The organism is Peribacillus sp. SIMBA_075, from assembly GCF_046534585.1.
Genome location: NZ_JAWRYN010000035.1, coordinates 13,954 through 32,517, shown reverse-complemented (window position 1 = coordinate 32,517; position 18,564 = coordinate 13,954). Strand labels below are relative to the sequence as shown.

16 protein-coding genes and 2 pseudogenes are annotated in these 18,564 nt (G+C 41.1%); 15 read left to right on the top strand and 3 right to left on the bottom strand.

The features are described 5' to 3' along the window. The first annotated feature begins 10 nt into the window (after positions 1-10). The gene (locus SB775_RS20440) at positions 11-433 is read left to right on the top strand and encodes a UPF0715 family protein (RefSeq protein ID WP_410863036.1); all 423 of its coding nucleotides are present in this window, start codon (positions 11-13) and stop codon (positions 431-433) included. A gap of 31 nt (positions 434-464) precedes the next feature. Here SB775_RS20440 and SB775_RS20435 read toward each other — a convergent pair whose 3' ends face one another. Then, entirely contained in the window at positions 465-1,145 is a 681-nt protein-coding gene (locus SB775_RS20435; protein WP_410863034.1) for a copper homeostasis protein CutC, read from the bottom strand. Between the two features lie 261 nt (positions 1,146-1,406). Here SB775_RS20435 and SB775_RS20430 point away from each other — a divergent pair, with 261 nt between their 5' ends. The 4 genes and pseudogenes from SB775_RS20430 to SB775_RS20415 form a co-directional block, all read left to right on the top strand. Continuing rightward, positions 1,407-1,673: a transporter suffix domain-containing protein gene (locus tag SB775_RS20430; protein ID WP_250211696.1), complete on the top strand. Its 267-nt coding sequence runs from the start codon at positions 1,407-1,409 to the stop codon at positions 1,671-1,673. 36 nt (positions 1,674-1,709) lie between these two features. Continuing rightward, a complete protein-coding gene (locus SB775_RS20425; protein ID WP_089363803.1) occupies positions 1,710-2,360 on the top strand; it encodes an NUDIX hydrolase in 651 nt (216 codons plus the stop codon). 349 nt (positions 2,361-2,709) lie between these two features. Then, complete coding sequence (locus tag SB775_RS20420) at positions 2,710-3,183, top strand: DUF2690 domain-containing protein (protein WP_410863069.1); 474 nt, start codon at positions 2,710-2,712, stop codon at positions 3,181-3,183. A gap of 138 nt (positions 3,184-3,321) precedes the next feature. Beyond that, positions 3,322-3,732, top strand: a pseudogene (locus SB775_RS20415) (DUF2690 domain-containing protein); the annotation flags it as partial. Positions 3,733-3,770: 38 nt separating this feature from the next. Here the strand turns inward: SB775_RS20415 and SB775_RS20410 are convergent. After that, a complete protein-coding gene (locus tag SB775_RS20410) occupies positions 3,771-4,304 on the bottom strand; it encodes a methylated-DNA--[protein]-cysteine S-methyltransferase (RefSeq protein ID WP_410863032.1) in 534 nt (177 codons plus the stop codon). Then, complete coding sequence (locus SB775_RS20405) at positions 4,291-4,890, bottom strand: bifunctional transcriptional activator/DNA repair enzyme AdaA (RefSeq protein ID WP_289319822.1); 600 nt, start codon at positions 4,888-4,890, stop codon at positions 4,291-4,293. The genes SB775_RS20410 and SB775_RS20405 overlap by 14 nt, the downstream gene beginning before the upstream one ends. 205 nt (positions 4,891-5,095) lie before the next feature. On the opposite strand from SB775_RS20405, the gene SB775_RS20400 reads away from it, so the two are divergent. The 10 genes and pseudogenes from SB775_RS20400 (at position 5,096) to SB775_RS20355 (ending at position 18,506) form a co-directional block, all read left to right on the top strand. Further along, positions 5,096-6,022, top strand: a complete 927-nt coding sequence (locus tag SB775_RS20400) for a DNA-3-methyladenine glycosylase family protein (RefSeq protein ID WP_410863031.1) — start codon at positions 5,096-5,098, stop codon at positions 6,020-6,022. A 486-nt stretch (positions 6,023-6,508) separates the two neighbouring features. After that, a pseudogene (locus SB775_RS20395) lies at positions 6,509-6,741 on the top strand (hypothetical protein); the annotation flags it as partial. Between the two features lie 195 nt (positions 6,742-6,936). Further along, positions 6,937-8,517: an ATP-binding protein gene (locus tag SB775_RS20390; protein WP_410863030.1), complete on the top strand. Its 1,581-nt coding sequence runs from the start codon at positions 6,937-6,939 to the stop codon at positions 8,515-8,517. 11 nt (positions 8,518-8,528) lie between these two features. Then, positions 8,529-9,218 (top strand): response regulator, encoded by a 690-nt coding sequence (locus SB775_RS20385; protein ID WP_089363798.1) that lies wholly within the window; start codon positions 8,529-8,531, stop codon positions 9,216-9,218. Between the two features lie 361 nt (positions 9,219-9,579). Further along, positions 9,580-10,461, top strand: coding sequence for a helix-turn-helix transcriptional regulator (locus SB775_RS20380; RefSeq protein WP_410863029.1), 882 nt, complete (start codon positions 9,580-9,582; stop codon positions 10,459-10,461). Between the two features lie 215 nt (positions 10,462-10,676). Further along, positions 10,677-11,969 (top strand): CitMHS family transporter, encoded by a 1,293-nt coding sequence (locus SB775_RS20375; RefSeq protein WP_318685248.1) that lies wholly within the window; start codon positions 10,677-10,679, stop codon positions 11,967-11,969. 227 nt (positions 11,970-12,196) lie between these two features. Further along, positions 12,197-14,149 carry a PTS mannitol transporter subunit IICBA gene (locus SB775_RS20370; RefSeq protein ID WP_410863027.1) on the top strand — a complete coding sequence of 651 codons (1,953 nt, stop codon included), beginning with the start codon at positions 12,197-12,199 and terminating at the stop codon, positions 14,147-14,149. Positions 14,150-14,235: 86 nt separating this feature from the next. Next, positions 14,236-16,320, top strand: a complete 2,085-nt coding sequence (locus tag SB775_RS20365; protein WP_410863025.1) for a BglG family transcription antiterminator — start codon at positions 14,236-14,238, stop codon at positions 16,318-16,320. 5 nt (positions 16,321-16,325) lie between these two features. Further along, positions 16,326-17,471: a mannitol-1-phosphate 5-dehydrogenase gene (locus tag SB775_RS20360; protein ID WP_410863023.1), complete on the top strand. Its 1,146-nt coding sequence runs from the start codon at positions 16,326-16,328 to the stop codon at positions 17,469-17,471. A gap of 516 nt (positions 17,472-17,987) precedes the next feature. Next, on the top strand, positions 17,988-18,506 hold the full coding sequence (locus SB775_RS20355) for a hypothetical protein (protein WP_410863022.1): 519 nt from the start codon (positions 17,988-17,990) through the stop codon (positions 18,504-18,506). Positions 18,507-18,564 lie beyond the last annotated feature (58 nt).

The window sequence follows — 18,564 nt, the reverse complement described above, 5'->3', positions numbered from 1 at the left end:
ACTGATTAAAATGGAACTTTGGAAAATGAGTCAAAAGATATCGGAGCTAAGCGATGTGATTCCTTCTTATTTTTTTAGTCTAGTCTCCTCCTGTCTATCGCTTTCCACAGTGTGGGTTATTTTTAGCGGGGGTTCCTGGGGGGGACTTGGTATTATCGTGTTTTCTTTTTATGTGGTTATTCCTTATTTATTATTTGCTGTTCCGGTACAGGTCCTTTTCAATAAACACCCTAAAAAGTTCAATTTACTTTATTTTTGCCTTTATATTTTTTTCTCTTTGCTGGCAGTATTCATTTATAGTTCGGTGCTTAATTTTGACTTCAGTATGGATGTTTTAACAACAAAGAATTACTATGCAATAAGCCTTTCTGCGGCACTGATTTTTTGGTTTTGGGACTCAGTCTTTTTACAAAAAAAGAGGTCTGCATCATAAAAGGGACCAAAGAAATGGTCCCTTTCCGATATTATTTCTTTAGCATGTTCACGATTTCTTTAGCTTTTTCTAATTGGACTCCTTCAATGATACTGTTATTTTTTCGAACAGCCGTACCGAAATGATAGTGACCGGTATGCAATTCGGAATGGATCGATAGGATATTATCCTTATTTAAGCCGCTTCCCACCAATATCGCTATGTCGCCGCAGACTCTTTTCATTTGTTGAATGGTTTGCATGCGGCTGGGCAAATCCCCATGTCCACCGGAAGTCAATATCGTTGTGATTCCTGGATATTGTCCTAGCATTTCAGCTGAAAGGACTGGGTCGTTTGTGTCATCGATGGCTCGGTGGAATGTAATCTCCAAATCTTCACATACCGTCAATAGTTCTTCGAGGTATGGTCGATGGATTTCATTTTTTTCATTTAATGCACCCAATACGACCCCGTTCGCTCCCAGTGATCGAATGATTTGGATATCTTTTTTCATGATTTCCAAATCATTTTGAGTATAACAAAACGATTGGCTATGAGGCCTGACCATAACGTTGACTGGTATCTTTACCGAATTGACGACAGCTTCTATCAGGGCGTGGCTGGGAGTTAATCCCCCCTCGGCTAAAGCACTGACAAGCTCGATTCGGTCTGCGCCCGATTTCTCGATTAAAAGGGCATCTTCTATGGTTGTGGCAATGAATTCAATATACATTGGATTTTTCCTTTCCTGCATGCAAGTGTTATAAGAATAGTATGTATAAGATTATTAAATCCATTAAGAATGGTAAAGTCAATCTTAATAGATACACTGTCCTCCCTAGCTTTCCTCGATTGAAATTTCTTTATATCTCATATTATGAAACGAAATGAACATTCAAACGTATAAAAAAAAGAATATATTCAATGGTATATTTGAAAGTGGAATGTTTGGCGGGGGAATTAAATGAAAATCATCATGACGGAGGTTATTTAATTGGATAAAGAAAGTAAGGAAATAAAGAAATCGAAGTTTTACAAAGTAGGGATGGGATTCCTAATCATTTCCCTTCTCACTTGGATCATTCCTGTAATAGCTCCTTTTACGCCTTTTTCGACTGGCGTTAAAGCGGGGGTCATAACAGGTGCAATCGTCTTTGCGGAAGTCATGTTTTGGGCGGGCGCGCTTTTGGTTGGGAAAGAGGTGGCTGCTAAATATAAAGGTTATTTAAACCCGAAAAATTGGAAAAAAGAAAAAGGGTGAAGCAGTTTTTTATAAAAAGGCTAGGAGTGAGGCTCCATGGAAACTGAGTTGTTGAAAGTATTCGATTCCGATCACATTCAAATCGGCGTGGCTCCGCGTGAGGAAGTACATAGATTGGGGCATTGGCATGAGGTTTTCCATTGCTGGTTTGCAAGTTCGGAAGCCGGAGTGGATTACCTATATCTTCAGCGTCGTTGTGCGATGAAAAAAGATTATCCGAATCTATTGGATATAACGGCTGCCGGTCATTTACTGGCTCATGAATCGGTATACGACGGAGTCAGGGAGATTAAAGAAGAAATAGGCATTGACGTTTCCTTTGACGAGTTGGTTCCATTAGGGATTATTGAATACCATCAAACGAAAGAAGATTTCATCGACAAGGAACTGGCAAACGTCTTTCTATATGAAAGTGCACATTGCTTCGATGATTTCACCCTGCAGCCAGAAGAGGTTTCCGGGATGGTGAAGGTAGTACTGAATGACTTCGAAGAGCTTTGGACCGAAGCGAAGGACAAAGTGAATATTAAGGGATTCGAAATGAATCAAGAAGGCCGTAGGATGATGATCGATCGATTTGTTGGACGAGATGAGCTCGTGCCGCATGATCTTTCCTATTATGAAAGCATCATTAGATTGATCAGAGAAAACTTATCGAAGGCTTCAGGTTCTGGCCTTGCTAAATGAAAATAAAGCCCCGACAAAATGATTCGAGTTTTGTTGGGGCTTTTCTCTATTTTAAAAAACATTAAGTACATCGACCTGTGTCTTTTCCCCGTTCAACTATAGCCTATTAGCCCGTTTTGTCTCAAACGCGACATTCATATCTCCTTAGTTGTTCCCGGAATTGTCGTGAATTGTTCATAGGCATAATGACTTTGTCCTGTGGTGATTCAGTTGATAAAGCGACGTATAAATGATGGCAGGGTTCAAGTTAAAGGAGGTTTTCTGTAAATTTTCATGAACTAGGGAATTTATCACTTGTAAGAATATTACAAAATTGTAAGATGAACAGTGTATGAATTTTGTTAAGGGGATGAGTGAAATAATGAAAAAAATGGTTCTATGTATTTCATTTTTTGTAGCTTTTTTAGTCCTTTTTGGCTCCCTTGATTTTTTTGCCAGCAAAGCATCAGCAGAAATACACACCTATGATGGAAAAAGTCCTTACTATAATAGTTGTGCAAATAGCGCAGTTATGAAGAAGTCAGTGAAAATTTATGCCAACGGTGCTTCTGCCAATTTGGAGTTGAAATTCAGCACAACTTGCAAAACGGCTTGGGCAAAGATCACTTTAAGCAGACCGGCTAAAGCAGATGGGGAGGCAACGGCATTGGTTGTCCGAAATACTGATAATAAACAATTTAGCTGTGCATCTCCTGGAGGAAATGGTGAAATAAATAAAGGTCAAACGACATGCTATACACCTATGGTATATGATTTAGATCCTCGAAAAGCTCAAGCAGTTGCATACTGGCCATATACGGCAGGCGAAACTGGCTGGTATTAATGAAAAAGGAAAGCCTTCATCTATTTTTATGAAAAAGGAAGGATGAATGAATTGAATAAAAAGCTTAAAATGATAGGTTTATCCATGGCAATGACCTTGTCGATGTTTCTTGTCGATTTTGGATTTGGAAAAAATCAGGCCCTGGCCGAAACACATACTTATGATGGCAAAAGCCCTAACTATGATAGTTGTGCAAGTTCGGCGGTAACGAAGGATAAAAAATGGATCGATTCCAATTCGTACGTAGAATTGAAATTCAGCACTGTCTGTAAAACCGCCTGGGCAAAAGTGACCGTAACACGCCCCGCCGTATACAACCATGAAGCGGATGCCAGGATCGTCCGAAGTACTGATGGTAATGCCTATACATGCGCCAGTTCCGGGGGCAATGGTGTTGTGAATATCGGGCAGACCTCTTGCTATACACCAATGGTATATGATTTAGACCCGCGCAAAGCACAGGGCCAAGGGATACATGCGATTCCTAATAGTGATGCATATGACCATCTGGTACTAAGAAACAAAGGCGCAAAAAAAGCATCCGCATGATCGGATGCTTTTTTTGGCGGTCCGATTGAACTCACGCCTTATTCATTCATCACCGCTTTTTGTGCTTCCAATTCAAGTAGATATTGTTTCATCTCCGTACCCCCTCGGTAACCGGTGATGGCCCCGTTTTTCCCGATTACCCGATGACATGGCACAGTGATCAGAACAGGATTGGCACCAATGGCCGTTCCGACCGCCCGAACAGCGGAAGGTCTTTTGATCACTTGGGCAATGTCGGAATAGGAACAGGTTTTGCCATAGGGTATTTGATTCAGCGCTGCCCAAATTTCTTGTTGAAAGGGCGTACCTTTTACATCTGCTGGAAGAGAGAAAGTCTGCCTGGTTCCTTCGAAATATTCTAGGAGTTCTTGTAGATAGGGTGTTAACTCTTCTTCATTTTCAACAAGGCTCGCCATTGGAAAGCGTTTTTGTAGCCAAGCCTTCAGGTCTTCATACGATTGACCAGGAGAGCCTACATAGCAAAGTCCTTTTTCCGTCTTGGCAATATATAATTGCCACTTATCATAATGCAGTATGGCCCATTCAATGGTTTGTTCTTTAACATTCTTCATCTTGTTCACGCTCCTTCGCTTGAGTCTTGAGATAAGCTTTCCGATATCCTGAAGGGGTATTCCCCATTTTCCTTTTGAATAGCGTCAGGAAATAGGGTGTGCTTGAGAACCCGACAGCCAAGCCTATTTCAGTTATTGGCTGTTCGGAGTTTTCAAGGAGCCTCATTGCTTTTTCAAGGCGAAGCCGTTGAATGTATTCAGTGGGCGATATCCCCTTCACACGCTTGAATGATCGTTGTAAATGATAGGGGCTGCCGTGGGAAATATCCGCCAATCTGTTCAATGTGAGGGGTTCTCTGTAATGTGTGTCGATCCATTCGGCTATTTGGTCAACCCATTCTTCTGTCGGCAAATTCAGTCCTTCCGGTTTACATCGTTTACAAGGGCGGAAATCTTCTTCCAAAGCCATCATGGCATTTTTGAAAATCTTCACGTTTTCCTTATTAGGCACCCTGGATTTACAGGAAGGCCTGCAAAAAATGCCTGTCGTTTTTACCCCATATAAAAAATGATCATCATATGCTGCATCGCAATCAATAATGGCTTTCCAATATTCATTCGGGAAATCTGCTTTTTTCGGATTCAACACATTCACCTCTTCTTTTAGTATACAAGAAAGGGTTGATATACAAACATTTTGATAATATAAAAGCAAGATAACGTAATTATCAATTAGTGGAAAGTTAGTGGAGAAGACTATTGGTCTGTTAAAATAAGGGGGTTGAATGAAAAAGAAAAGAGCAAGATAACGTATCCATTTTTCATTACAATAAAGCTAAAGGAGGGGCAGAATGAAAGAGACATTATCAATGGACGAAGGCATGGCTGAATTGAGAATACGTGCACCAAAAGAGTTTAGTTTTTCGGAAAACCTTAAATACTTATCAAGATCCTCCAATGAATGTCTGTTCGAAATTGTTGATCAAAAAATTTATCGTGCACTTGTTGTCGAAAACGAGACACTTTTAGTAGAAATCAGTGCGATGAATGAAACCGAGCTGATCATTCGATTTCCAGGGCGAACTGCACCGATGGATAATCAGGTAAAGGATGCTGTTTCCCAATATATTCGTCACTGGTTCGATCTTGAGACGAATCTTCTTCCTTTTTATGAGCTGGCACAAAATGACCCTTTATTGCAAAAGCCGGTAAGCCAATTCTTCGGTTTAAGAAATATAGGCATCCCTGATTTATTTGAAGCGATTGCCTGGGGAATACTTGGACAGCAGATTAACTTGACTTATGCCTATACCTTGAAACGGAGGCTTGTGGAGGGGTTTGGTGATTTTGTTGAATTCGAAGGAAAGCAATATTGGTTGTTTCCAAAGCCTGATGTAATCGCGAAATTGACGGTCGATGATTTTGCCGATTTGAGGATGACGGTGAAGAAGTGTGAATATTTAATAGGTGTTGCGCAACTGATTGCAGAAGGGGAACTTACAAAAGAAAAGCTGTTGAATGCAAAGGATGTAAAGAAGGCTGAAAAGATGCTGACCAAAATACGGGGTATCGGTCCGTGGACAGCGAACTATGTCTTGATGCGCTGTTTGCGTTTTCCCGCAGCCTTTCCCATCGATGACGTCGGGCTGCATAATTCCATGAAACTGGTCATGGAAACGGAAGCAAAACCAACGAAAGCGGAAATCCTGAAACTATCGGAAGCATGGGCCGATTGGGAATCCTATGCGACCTTCTATTTATGGAGATTGCTATATTGAATTAGTATATATTTCAACAACGGAGATAAACCTGCAGGTTTCGTCGATATATTTCAACTTTCGGAGATAAACCTGCAGGTTCCGTCGATATATTTCTACTTTCGGAGATAAAACTGTGGATTTCGTCGATATATTTCAATTTTCGGAGATAAACCTGCAGGTTTCGTCGATATATTTCTACTTTCGGAGATAAAACTGTAGATTACGTCGATATATTTCTACTTTCGGAGATAAACCTGCAGGTTCCGTCGATATATTTCTACTTTCGGAGATAAAACTGTAGGTTCCGTCGATATATCTCTAAATTCGGAGATAAAACTGTAGATTCCGTCGATATATTTCTACTTTCGGAGATAAAACTGTAGATTACGTCGATATATCTCTAAATTCGGAGATAAAACTGCAGGTTCCGTCGATATATTTCAATGTTCGAAGATAAAACTGTGGATTACGTCGATATATCTCTAAATTCGGAGATAAACCTCGCCTCAATTTCCAGGGCCACCGCCGGGTTTGGAAGCACCAACGGCTCCCCCACCGAGCTTTATCCCCAACAACAATCGGCTTCAACATTAGCTGTAGATCAGGACCATTTCGTTTTGTACGAGTTTCTGGTATTATCCCACTTTTGTCGGTCCGCGATCTGTTGCAAGCTTCAGATGGAACGGCAGGTTCTGGGCACTGATACAAGACAAACCAATTCTTTTACCTGTTTTTGAAAATGCTCAAAGGGGATGTTTCCTTTGAGCATTTTAGGGTGATGATCATAGAAATTTATTTCGCTTTTTACATAATGAAATAAACGCCAACTACGGTTAGTAATCACAATGTTCAATATTTAATAGAAATGGTAAAATCATTATGCTCCTATAAAATTTAGTGAATGAATATGAAAAAAGAGGATGCTGTTGAATATGAGGAAAAAAGTATCGCTGGAAACCAAGATTCTCGGGTTGGTCTTATCGTTGAGCCTGTTTTTGATTCTCTTATTGACGACTTCTTTTTCCTATATGGAAGGAAGGCAAATAGTGAAGGATAAAGGTCAATTGGCGTTGGAACTTTCAAAGACGATTAGCTTCATGCCTACAGTTACAGAGGCCTTTGAAACGGATGATCCCGCCGGCATAATCCAGCCGATTGCCGAAAAGATTCGCAGGGAAACAGGGGCTGAGTTCATCGTTGTCGGGAATAAAGAGGGCATTCGCTATTCCCATCCGCTGGCTTCCGAAATTGGGAAACGGATGGAAGGCGGAGATAATAGCAGGGCCATTCGGGATGGTGAATATTATGTTTCCGAAGCGGCAGGATCACTTGGTCTATCCATTCGGGGAAAGTCACCGGTATTCAATAAGGATGGAAAAATAATTGGTATCGTCTCGGTCGGTTTTTTAGTGGAAGATGTCCGCGCCCAGATTTTCAAGGATTTGTCCAAAGAGATGATTGTATCTTTAGTGGCCATCATGATATCGATCATTGGCAGTTATATGCTTGCAAGGAGCATACGTAAAGATACATTGGGGCTGGAACCATTTGAAATCGCCAATTTATATAAAGAAAAAAATGCAGTACTTCAATCGGTGAAAGAAGGAATTCTGGCCATTGACCATAAAGGGTTGATTACATCGATGAATCAGCCGGCGAAAAAATTGCTGGATATTAAAGAGTCCGTACGCGATTTGAACGTGGATGGCCTATTTCCTTCGAAATATTTATTCGAGGTGTTGAAGTCCGGTGAACCGCAAGTGGATAAGGAGATTTCATGGAAAGATAAATCCGTTATTGTGAATTGTACGCCAATCTTTGATTGTGAACGGGTAAGCGGTGTTGTCGCTTCGTTCCGTGATCGAACGGAAATTGAGGAAATGGTCAACACATTATCGGAAGTGAAGATGCATTCAGAGGATTTAAGGGCTCAAACCCATGAGTTTACCAATAAACTATATGTTCTATCAGGATTGATACAATTAGGGGAATATGATGAAGCGATAGATATGATTCAAAGCGAAACCTCCGAATTGCATTCCCTGAACCGTGTCGTGTTCGAACAGATAAAGGATACAAAGGTACAAGCCCTGTTGCTTGGTAAGATAGGGAAAGCATCGGAAAAGAAAATAATCTTTGAAATAGACTCACAAAGTTATCTAGAGAAACTTCCGGATCATATAAAATTGTCACAACTAACATTGATTCTGGGGAACATTATCGATAATGCACTTGAAGCGGTTTCAGGAATGGAGGAGCCACTTGTGAAATTTTTCGCCACCGATATCGGAAATGATATGGTATTTGAAGTGAGTGATAACGGAAAAGGAATACCGGAGGATGCTATCGCCCATATTTTCGATCGGGGTTTCACATCGAAAAAGAATGAAAGTCCGAGTGGGTATGGTCTTTCGAATGCTGATCGTGTCGTAAAAGAGCTGGGCGGCATCATCGAAGTTCAAAGCGAGGGTGAAAACACCATATTCACCGTGTATCTTCCTAAAGAACAGTGAGGAGGGAAAGAATGCTGAAGATAAGAGCAGTCATCGCAGAAGATGATTTTCGAGTAGCGGATATCCATGAAAAATTCTTGAAAAACTTTGATGAAATAGAAGTGGTCGGAAAAGCTGTCAATGCAAAAAAGACGCTTCGGATTTTGGAGCAAAAAAGCCCTGATTTGCTTTTGCTTGATGTATATATGCCAGATCAGCTTGGGACAGACCTTCTTCCGGATATAAGGCGGAAATTCCCGAATGTGGATATCATCATGATTACCGCGGCAACGGATAAAGAACAACTTGAAAAGTCGCTTCACTACGGAGTAGAGAATTATTTAATAAAACCAGTTGAAATGAAGCGCTTCAACCAAATAATCGAAGAGTATCTTAAGAAAGCCCATCTGATGAAATCCAAACAAGAAATAGACCAGGATTTTGTTGATCTCATTTTGAAAAAGGGACCTGCCGCTTCGGAAACGAACGATGGGCCCGCTTTACCGAAAGGGGTCGACGAAATCACTTTGACGAAAGTGATCGAGGTACTTGAAGCAAGCGATATCGGTTTGTCGGCTGAGCAAGTGAGCGGACAAATCGGCGCTTCCAGGACAACCGCGAGACGCTATCTGGAATACTTGATATCAGTAAAGAAATGTAAAGCAGAAGTCGTATACGGGGTAGTGGGAAGACCTGAGCGAAGATATTATAAAATTCAATAGAATTAAGTGAGAGACACCTTCAAGATTGAAGGTGTCTTTTTTAGGCTGTTTTCACATACTTTGTTGCTATTTACCAGGTAGTGAGTTGTGGCTGATTTCCCCTCCAGATGCTCGCTATCCTTGGTGCGGGCGGTGAGCCTCCTCGGCGTAAACGCCTGTGGGGTCTCACCTTTCTCGCTGCTCCTGCAGGAGTCTCGCACTTCCGCTCCAATCAACCTTAAATAGTTTCGTTTTAAAAACAACAATCTTTACGAAAAGAGCCTTTTTTTATGATGCATCGTTTGAAAGATTATGAAAAAAGCAATATATGTCAAAAAAACGATATGTTAATCTGTTATCCTTTTCTTAAGGAGGTTCGGAAATGAGATATAGCCCCATCATCCAAAAAACGATTGAATATATAGAGAATAGCTTACAAGACGAATTATCCTTGGAGAACATCGCACGGTTCGCAGGTTTTTCGAAGTTTCATTATCATCGTATTTTTCACAAGGAGGTTGGCGTGACCGTATCGGAATATATTCGGTATCGAAGAATTGCCAATGCAGCTAACATGCTGCTTTATACCGATGAAAAAATAATAGATATTGCTTTATATTACCGCTTTGAAACACAGGAATCCTTTACTCGTTCATTCAAGAAATATTATGACCTGCCGCCAGGGCAATATCGGAAACTCGTAAGTAAACTAACCTTGCAAAAGGAGGAAATGACGATGAAAAACGAACAATTATTAAAAGGCTGGAATTTAAGCGGGAGTCATCCATTCAATTATCAAATGGGAATTGACCGGGAGACATTCCATAAAGGCCAGGCATCAGGATTACTGAAATCCGTCACTGCCGAATCCAAGGAGGAATTTGCTACGATGATGCAGCAATTCAAGGCGGAAAATTACCTTGGTAAAAGAATGAAACTGTCGGGTTTTTTAAAATCAAAAGATGTTGATGGATTTTGTGGTTTATGGATGAGGGTGGATAATGCGCTCCAGGATGTTTTGCAATTCGACAATATGGGGAATCGGCCCATCGTCAACGATACGGAATGGAACCATTATTATATTGTCCTGGATGTGCCCGAAAACAGTGCCATCATTTCATTCGGGGTCCTTCTTACAGGGCGCGGCCAAGTATGGATCGATGAACTGGAATTCGAGGAAGTCAGTATCGATACACCAACGACCAATATAGATTACGGCTGTGACCTTTTGGACGGACCGGAAAATTTATCATTTGAAGAATAAATGCGCGGATCATTTGCTTGAATATTCGCTTATTTCCTTAAAGAACGCGCCATTCAACCCGGGGAGTGGCGTTCGGTTCCTCCGCGAAAAATCGCTTCCGTGAACACAATGAACACAATTGACAAAATAGTTTTAAAACACAATAAATTGAAAACGCTTACAGATGAAGCGTTTTCATATACAATTTATCTTATTAGAAGATAGGAGTGATAGATATGCTCGCTTTATTAGGATATTTAATGATAGTAGTGTTTATGATTTTAATTATGACAGGGCGACTTTCAGCCATGATTGCTTTGATTGCAGTACCAAGTGCCTTTGCACTTATTGGCGGGTTTGGCGGTAAAATGGGTGAGATGGCGTTGGAAGGGATCAAAGGTGTAGCGCCAACTGGGATCATGATTTTATTTGCGATTCTTTTCTTTGGCATTTTGATCGATGCTGGGGTTTTCGATCCAATCATCAATACGATCCTTAGGCTAGTAAAAGGAGATCCAGTCAAAATTGCCATCGGCACGGCCGTCCTGGCCTTGCTCATTTCCTTGGATGGAGATGGTACGACTACATATATGATAACGATTTCTGCCATGCTTCCGCTATATAAACGGATTGGAATGAGACCGCTTGTATTGGCCGGTATTGCCGTTTCGTCATCTGGTGTAATGAATCTTCTTCCATGGGGAGGCCCTACAGCACGGGTGATGACCGCTTTGAAACTTGAAATGTCCGATGTTTTCACCCCTGTCATTCCTGCGATGATTGGCGGAGTCCTATTCGTCCTTTTCATGGCATATTGCCTGGGTAAAAAAGAAAGAAAGAGAATTGGAATCATAGAGGTCGATTATCATGTTGTTGCACAGCATGCCGCAGCAACGGAAGATGCTTATCTTAAGCGTCCTAAATTGATCATATTCAATTACGCATTGACTCTTACCTTGCTGGTGGCGCTAATAATGGAACTTATGCCTTCAGCGGTTCTGTTCATGATAGGTTTTGCCATTGCCATTACGGTTAATTATCCGAAACTCAGTGATCAAAAAGAACGTGTTGCAAACTATGCGGACAATGCTTTATCTGTCGTTTCGATGATTTTTGCGGCAGGTGTCTTTACTGGGATCCTTGCCGGTACGGAAATGGTGGATGCCATGGCAAACTCTTTGATTCAGCACATTCCAGATCAAATGGGTGCACATTTTGCCGTAATTACAGCCATCATCTCAGCACCTTTCACGTTCTTCATGTCTAATGACGCATTTTATTATGGAGTACTCCCATTACTTGCTAAAGCGGGAGCTGCTTATGGAATTGACCCTGCTTTGATTGGTAGAGCTTCTCTTTTAGGATTGCCTGTCCATCTATTAAGCCCGCTTGTTCCATCTACTTATCTATTGATTGGAATGGTAGGGGAAGATTTCGGGGCATTGCAGCGCACTTTCCTGAAATGGGCATGCGGATCGACGCTTGTCATGATAGTGGTAGCAGTCCTATTGGGAATCATCCCACTATAAGAAAGATCATATCCCAATTTTGAAAAGAGTCCCATTCGTAAAGATGCGAATGGGACTCTTTTATTCATTTTCCGATAAACATCATAAGCTGAATAAATCTGGAAAACTGAGATACATTATGTTTGTCTTCCCTTTCGCGACAAAGTTAGCTTTTTGTTTTATTGAATGCGGAAGGTACGTACCTTAAGATTAATGAAACGATATTAATATGAAGGGAAGAGAGCAAAATGGCTCACTTTAATATAAAGGTTGCCGTTCAAAAATTCGGTAACTTTCTAAGTTCAATGGTCATGCCGAATATATCCGCTTTCATAGCATGGGGGTTAATCACTGCCCTATTCATACCATCTGGTTTCCTGCCAAATGAAAGCCTTGCCAAAATGGTTACACCAATGGTTACGTTTTTACTGCCGCTTTTAATTGGTTATACAGGCGGTAAGCTAATCCATGACCATAGAGGTGGCGTAGTTGGTGCCATTGCGACAATGGGTGTCATCGTTGGTTCTGACATCCCGATGTTCCTTGGTGCAATGATAATGGGACCGTTCGGCGGTTATGCCATCAAGAAATTCGATCAACTGATTGAAGGGAAAATAAAAGCCGGCTTTGAAATGCTTGTAAATAATTTCTCGGCGGGGATACTTGGGGGCTTATTATCCATTCTATCCTTCTTGGCCATCGGGCCTGCTGTAGACGTATTTACAGGATGGCTTGTAGCAGGAGTCGATTGGCTTGTCGGTACAGGTTTACTGCCTTTGACAAGTATCCTGATCGAGCCTGCCAAGGTATTGTTCTTGAACAATGCCATTAATCATGGTGTACTATCACCAATCGGTGTAGAGCAAGTAAAACAAACAGGGTCTTCCATCTTGTTCCTCCTGGAATCTAATCCTGGTCCAGGTATTGGCGTACTGCTTGCCTATTGCTTTTTTGGAAAAGGAACTGCGAAGAAATCGGCGCCGGGAGCTGCCATCATTCATTTCTTCGGCGGGATCCATGAAATTTATTTCCCTTATATCCTAATGAAACCGATGTTATTCTTAGCGGTCATTCTTGGAGGCATGAGTGGAGTTTTCACTTTGGTGCTTTTAGGCGGAGGATTGTTCGCTCCAGCTTCTCCAGGAAGCATACTTGCCATTACAGCAGTAACTCCGCATAATGCGGGCGCATATATTGCTAACTTTGCAGGCGTGATCGTAGCCGCCCTTGTTTCATTCATCGTCGGTGCATTCGTCTTGAAAACAGGAAAGCAATCTGAAGAGAATATTGAAGATGCCGCGAAAAAAATGCAAGAAATGAAAGGCAAGAAAAGCTCTGTTGCTGATGTATTCGCTTCAGATCCGGGAACGATGCCGACAAACGTCAGCAAAATAATATTTGCCTGTGATGCTGGGATGGGATCAAGTGCGATGGGAGCTTCGCTGCTTCGTAAGAAGGTGAAGGAAGCCGGATTGAATATCACCGTGACCAATACAGCGATCTCGAACATTCCTGCTGATGCACAAATCGTCATAACACAGGAAGAGTTAACTCCAAGGGCACAGAATAAAGTGCCGAATGCTTATCATGTATCCGTCGATAATTTCCTATCGAGCCCTGAATACGATTCATTGCTTGCACGTCTTCAGGATGACGGCGTTGATGAGCTGCATGAAATCGTCGAAGATGCTGAAGAGAAGGTTCCCGGCGTTCGTGAACATACAATTGAACCTGGCATCGATGCAGGTGAAGAAGATGCACCGGATGATAATGATCTGCTTCGCGAAGAAAACGTCTTCCTTAATCAACAATTCGCCAATAAGGAAGAAGCGATCCGCTTTGCGGGAAGAGCTTTGGTCAATGCAGGATACGTTAAGGAAAGCTATATTGAAGCAATGATTGCCCGTGATGAATTGACTTCAACCTATATGGGGAATGATGTAGCCATTCCGCACGGAACCGAGGAAGCGAAGAAAGATGTCCTTAAATCTGGATTTACCGTTCTACAAATTCCTGATGGTGTTGACTTTGACGGCCAAAAGGCACGATTGATATTCGGCATTGCCGGCAAGGACGGAACACATCTTGAAATTCTATCTGGCATTGCGGTTACCTGCTCTGAGATGGAGAATATCGAAAAGATGGTTAAAGCCACATCAGCCAGGGAATTGATGGATATTATAGATGTCGGAAATAATTAAATAAACTTAACCAAGAATAGAAAAGCGTTTTACGCTTTTCTATTCAGTATTTTCTCGTGTTACTCCACCAGAAATGAGTTGGTAGCATGTATATTACTTCAAGGGAAAAATCAATCATAGAATTGATCATAAAAACTTCCGGGAAACATACGGCCATTTCCATTGCGACACAACTGAATGTGAGTGTCCGGACTGTTCAACGTGATCTGAAGTCCATAGAAAAAATCCTGCAATCATTTGAGTTGCATTTAACACGCAATACGCATGAGGGACTGACCATAGATGGGAAGAATGAACAAGTCTTTCGGCTTGTACAGCATCTGATGGGAAATCATCCAATCGATCAAACGCCAAAAGAAAGAAAGTTGCATCTCCTGTTAGCTTTACTGCAGGAAGAATCATATAAAACTCAAGTTCTTGCGGGGGATCTCGGTATAAGCATTACGACTCTTACAACCTATTTGGACGAACTGACTGAATGGTTAAAGAATTTTAATATCGTGATTACGAGAAAAAGGGGAGTCGGAATAGAGCTTGCCGGCACTGAAGAAAATAAACGGAAAGCCCAGGCAGCCTATTTTTTGCACTTTTTTAATGAAGAGCTGATTGAAAGTTTATTTTTGTTGCAAGAAGGAAAATTCCCAGAAGCGAAAATCCTCGACTATTTCGATCCCGAATATCTTCTGGCTATCGATGGGGTGCTGTTTTCCACTTTTAACAGTGTCCATTCTCGATTGGCGGATAGCGGGTATATAGGGTTAATTGTACATATTTATGTAACCCTGCAAAGGAATGAAAGCCAATTTTTTTTGGAGAAGGACTTCAAGAAAATAAGGGAACTTTCCGATGAGAATAATCTCATGAATAAAATAGGCAAGGAACTCAGCACCATGCTGGAAGTCTCTTTTACCATCGATGATATAAGCTACCTGGCAGCCATCCTTAAAGGTTCCAAGCTTCATGCGGCTGATGCCGTTCCATATGACAGTGTGGTATTAGGCCAGCTGATAAGGAACCTGATAAAAGATGTTTCGGCACAACTGCAAATCGATTTGACCAAGGATTTCCCATTGTATCAAGGGCTCCTTGCCCATATGGAACCGTCACTTTTCCGGATCAAACAGGAAATGGGATTGTACAACCCCTTAACCGAAGATATTAAACGAAAGTATCCGGTTCTCTTTTTGGCAGTGAAGACAAGTCTGGAAAAAGGATTCAAAGAAATAAAAGAATTTCCTGAAGATGAAATAGCCTTCATCGTCCTGCATTTCGGATCTGCATTAGTGCTGCGGGAGGAAGAAATATCAATTACGGCACTCATCGTTTGCCCGACAGGTATCGGCACGTCGAAGATGCTTGCAAGCCGGATCAAAAAAGAAATCATCGAAATCGAGACTGTAGAAATCAAGACGATCAAAGACATCCAGCAGCAGGGCAGCCTGAAAAACTATGATGTGATTATTTCTACCGTTCGTCTTCCGTATATCGATATGGATTATATCCTCGTATCCCCTCTTTTGAGTGAAGAGAATATATTGAACATCAGGAATTATTTAAGGAAGAATATCGAAAACTTCACGAAGAATAAGCGTTATGGCAGTCATTCAGCCCATAGCCTGCCAAAAAAAGAGGATGGCGAATTGAAAGAAGTGCTGCAGGAATTGAAAGATGCCCAGCAGAGCATCGAGTCAATCATGGATAATTTCCGGTTTTATCGGCTGCCGCATCTTAAAGGACATCCAGAAATCATCGAAGAAATGGTCAGGATGGCTGAAAATGAATCACTGCTAATGGGTGCGGATGATGTAATCGAATCCTTGAACGAACGGGAAAAAAAAGGTGGTTTAGGCATTCCTGGCACTGGAATGGGCCTTTTCCATACGAGACACAAGAATGTGAAAGAACTTATATTCCAGGTGGCCCACCTGGAGGAATATCGTCTGGTCAAAGGTATGGATGGAAAGGACGTCCATATGAAAAATTTACTGCTGATGCTGGCACCTGAAGAATTGAGTGTGAAGCAGCAGGAAATCGTCAGCTTAATAAGCTCAAGCTTAATTGAAAGCAATGAATCCATCATGATTTTTTCATCTTCGGACGAGGAAATGATTAACAGAAGGCTGGAAGCCGTATTTTTGGACTATTTATATACTAACTTGATAAAGGGATGATTGTAATGAAACAAGCAGTACATTTCGGTGCAGGAAACATTGGAAGAGGATTTATCGGAGCACTCTTTTCACAATCTGGATATCATGTGACTTTTGTGGACATAGCCGATCAAATCATCGATCAGTTAAATGATAAAAAGCAATATCAAGTCAAACTGGCTACTGATCAACAAGAATCCGTAACAGTAGAAAATGTTTCGGGATTAAACAGCTTAAAGCAGGAAGAGGAAATCATTAAAGCAATTTCAAAAGCAACCTACCTTACCACTGCTATCGGTCCCAATATTTTGCCTCATATCGCTCCTTTAATTGCAAAAGGATTAGCCTCAAGGGTGAAGGAAACTGATGAAAAATTATATGTGATCGCTTGTGAAAACCAAATATCGGCAACAGACCTTTTAGAAGGGTACATCCTAGAAAACTTGGATCAAGATACAAAAGAAAAACTAGCCGATAAAGTATACTTCTTTAACTCAGCAGTCGATCGCATCGTTCCTATCCAAAATAACGAAGGATCACTCGATGTTTTGGTGGAACCTTATTATGAATGGGTCGTTGAAACGAATGAAAGCATTCCTGCCGTGGAAGGGATGACCATTGTAAAAGAACTCGCTCCATTCATTGAGAGAAAACTGTTCACCGTTAATACAGGACATGCCGTTATTGCTTACCTCGGTTATCTCAAAAATAAAAAATCGACGATTGACCAATCATTGGAAGATGCAGGCATTGTAGAGCAAGTCAAGAAAACCCTAGGGGAAACGGGTGCTTATTTAATAAAGCAATACGGTCTGGACGCAGATGAGCATCAACAGTATATCGAAAAAATCATTAATCGATTTAAAAACTCCTACCTGAATGACTCGGTGAATAGAGTCGGCCGTTCACCGCTGCGTAAGCTCGGGCCAAACGACCGTCTCGTGCGCCCTGCCGTAGAAGCTAAAAAATCCGGACTTTCCTTTACTAATCTTGCGAAAGCGATAGCCGCCGCTTTACTCTTTGATTTTAACGAAGATGAAGAAGCCCTTAAACTGCAAACGATGATCAAAGAACACGGTATAGCTACCGCACTTAAAGAAGTTAGCGGATTGGACGAAAATAGCGAAATAACCAAAGAAGTTATCACTCATTACAACGACTTGAAAAAATAAAAATAGAACTCCTGAAATAATTTTTCAGGAGTTTTTTCTTATCGAAAAAGTCGATGACTTATCATCATGTAAAGCAGCATTACCTTGAAAGCTGAAGGTACGGGCCGTTTAACAATAACGAAACAAAATCTTATAAATGGTAATTATTACGTTTTATGATGAAGGGCAGTCAAGAAAAAGAGTTGTTTTTCTAAAATGTAAATAGTAATCATTTTGATTTGTTTAGCGAAAGGGGCTTTATATGTTGAAAATATGAATTGCTTGAAGGCGGAATAGTGCAATAAATCGAGATTTTGGTGCATTTACTTAAGAGTTTGGTGCTATTGCACGAGATTTAAAGCTGATTCCACGGGTTCGGAGTAAATACTCGTGAATTTGGAGTAAATACTCGTGAATTTGGAGCAAATACTCGTGAATTTGGAGTAAATACTCGTGAGTTTGGAGCAAATACTCGTGAGTTTGGAGCAAATACTTGTGAATTCGGAGTAAATACTCGTGAATTTGGAGTAAATACTCGTGAGTGGAGCAAATACTCGTGAGTTTGGAGTAAATACTCGTGAGTTTGGAGCAAATACTCGAGAGTTTGGAGCAAATACTCGTGAATTTGGAGTAAATACTCGTGAATTTGGAGTAAATACTCGTGAATTTGGAGCAAATACTCGTGAATTTGGAGTAAATACTCGTGAGTTTGGAGTAAATACTCGTGAGTTTGGAGCAAATACTCGTGAATTTGGAGTAAATACTCGTGAGTTTGGAGTAAATACTCGTGAGTTTGGAATGATGGCGCCCTTCATGACTACATGGAGCTCGATCTTGTCTGGATTGCCAGCCTGGTTCTTAATAAAGAAGAAATACTGGAATGTATATTTCAGACAAACCGTGACGCAACCGTCGCAATACGGTCGGTGGACGGCATTCATCAATTGTTATATGAGCCCGTTGATGCGACAAAATTCAGTAAGGTGGCATGTGAGGAAGTCGGGAGAACCATTGCGGTTACTTTCACCATCATTCAAACATGTATTACACATTTAAACAGTGACATCATTGGAACGAGTTGCTTTCTGCAATTCGTTTTTATTTAGGGAAAAAA

Excerpts from the sequence above, each read along its gene's own strand:
- SB775_RS20440 (WP_410863036.1), top strand. The coding sequence starts at position 11 with ATGGAACTTTGGAAAATGAGTCAAAAGATATCGGAGCTAAGCGATGTG.
- SB775_RS20435 (WP_410863034.1), bottom strand. The coding sequence starts at position 1,145 with ATGTATATTGAATTCATTGCCACAACCATAGAAGATGCCCTTTTAATC.
- SB775_RS20425 (WP_089363803.1), top strand. The coding sequence starts at position 1,710 with ATGGAAACTGAGTTGTTGAAAGTATTCGATTCCGATCACATTCAAATC.
- SB775_RS20420 (WP_410863069.1), top strand. The coding sequence starts at position 2,710 with ATGAGTGAAATAATGAAAAAAATGGTTCTATGTATTTCATTTTTTGTA.
- SB775_RS20410 (WP_410863032.1), bottom strand. The coding sequence starts at position 4,304 with ATGAAGAATGTTAAAGAACAAACCATTGAATGGGCCATACTGCATTAT.
- SB775_RS20400 (WP_410863031.1), top strand. The coding sequence starts at position 5,096 with ATGAAAGAGACATTATCAATGGACGAAGGCATGGCTGAATTGAGAATA.
- SB775_RS20390 (WP_410863030.1), top strand. The coding sequence starts at position 6,937 with ATGAGGAAAAAAGTATCGCTGGAAACCAAGATTCTCGGGTTGGTCTTA.
- SB775_RS20385 (WP_089363798.1), top strand. The coding sequence starts at position 8,529 with ATGCTGAAGATAAGAGCAGTCATCGCAGAAGATGATTTTCGAGTAGCG.
- SB775_RS20380 (WP_410863029.1), top strand. The coding sequence starts at position 9,580 with ATGAGATATAGCCCCATCATCCAAAAAACGATTGAATATATAGAGAAT.
- SB775_RS20375 (WP_318685248.1), top strand. The coding sequence starts at position 10,677 with ATGCTCGCTTTATTAGGATATTTAATGATAGTAGTGTTTATGATTTTA.
- SB775_RS20370 (WP_410863027.1), top strand. The coding sequence starts at position 12,197 with ATGGCTCACTTTAATATAAAGGTTGCCGTTCAAAAATTCGGTAACTTT.
- SB775_RS20365 (WP_410863025.1), top strand. The coding sequence starts at position 14,236 with ATGTATATTACTTCAAGGGAAAAATCAATCATAGAATTGATCATAAAA.
- SB775_RS20360 (WP_410863023.1), top strand. The coding sequence starts at position 16,326 with ATGAAACAAGCAGTACATTTCGGTGCAGGAAACATTGGAAGAGGATTT.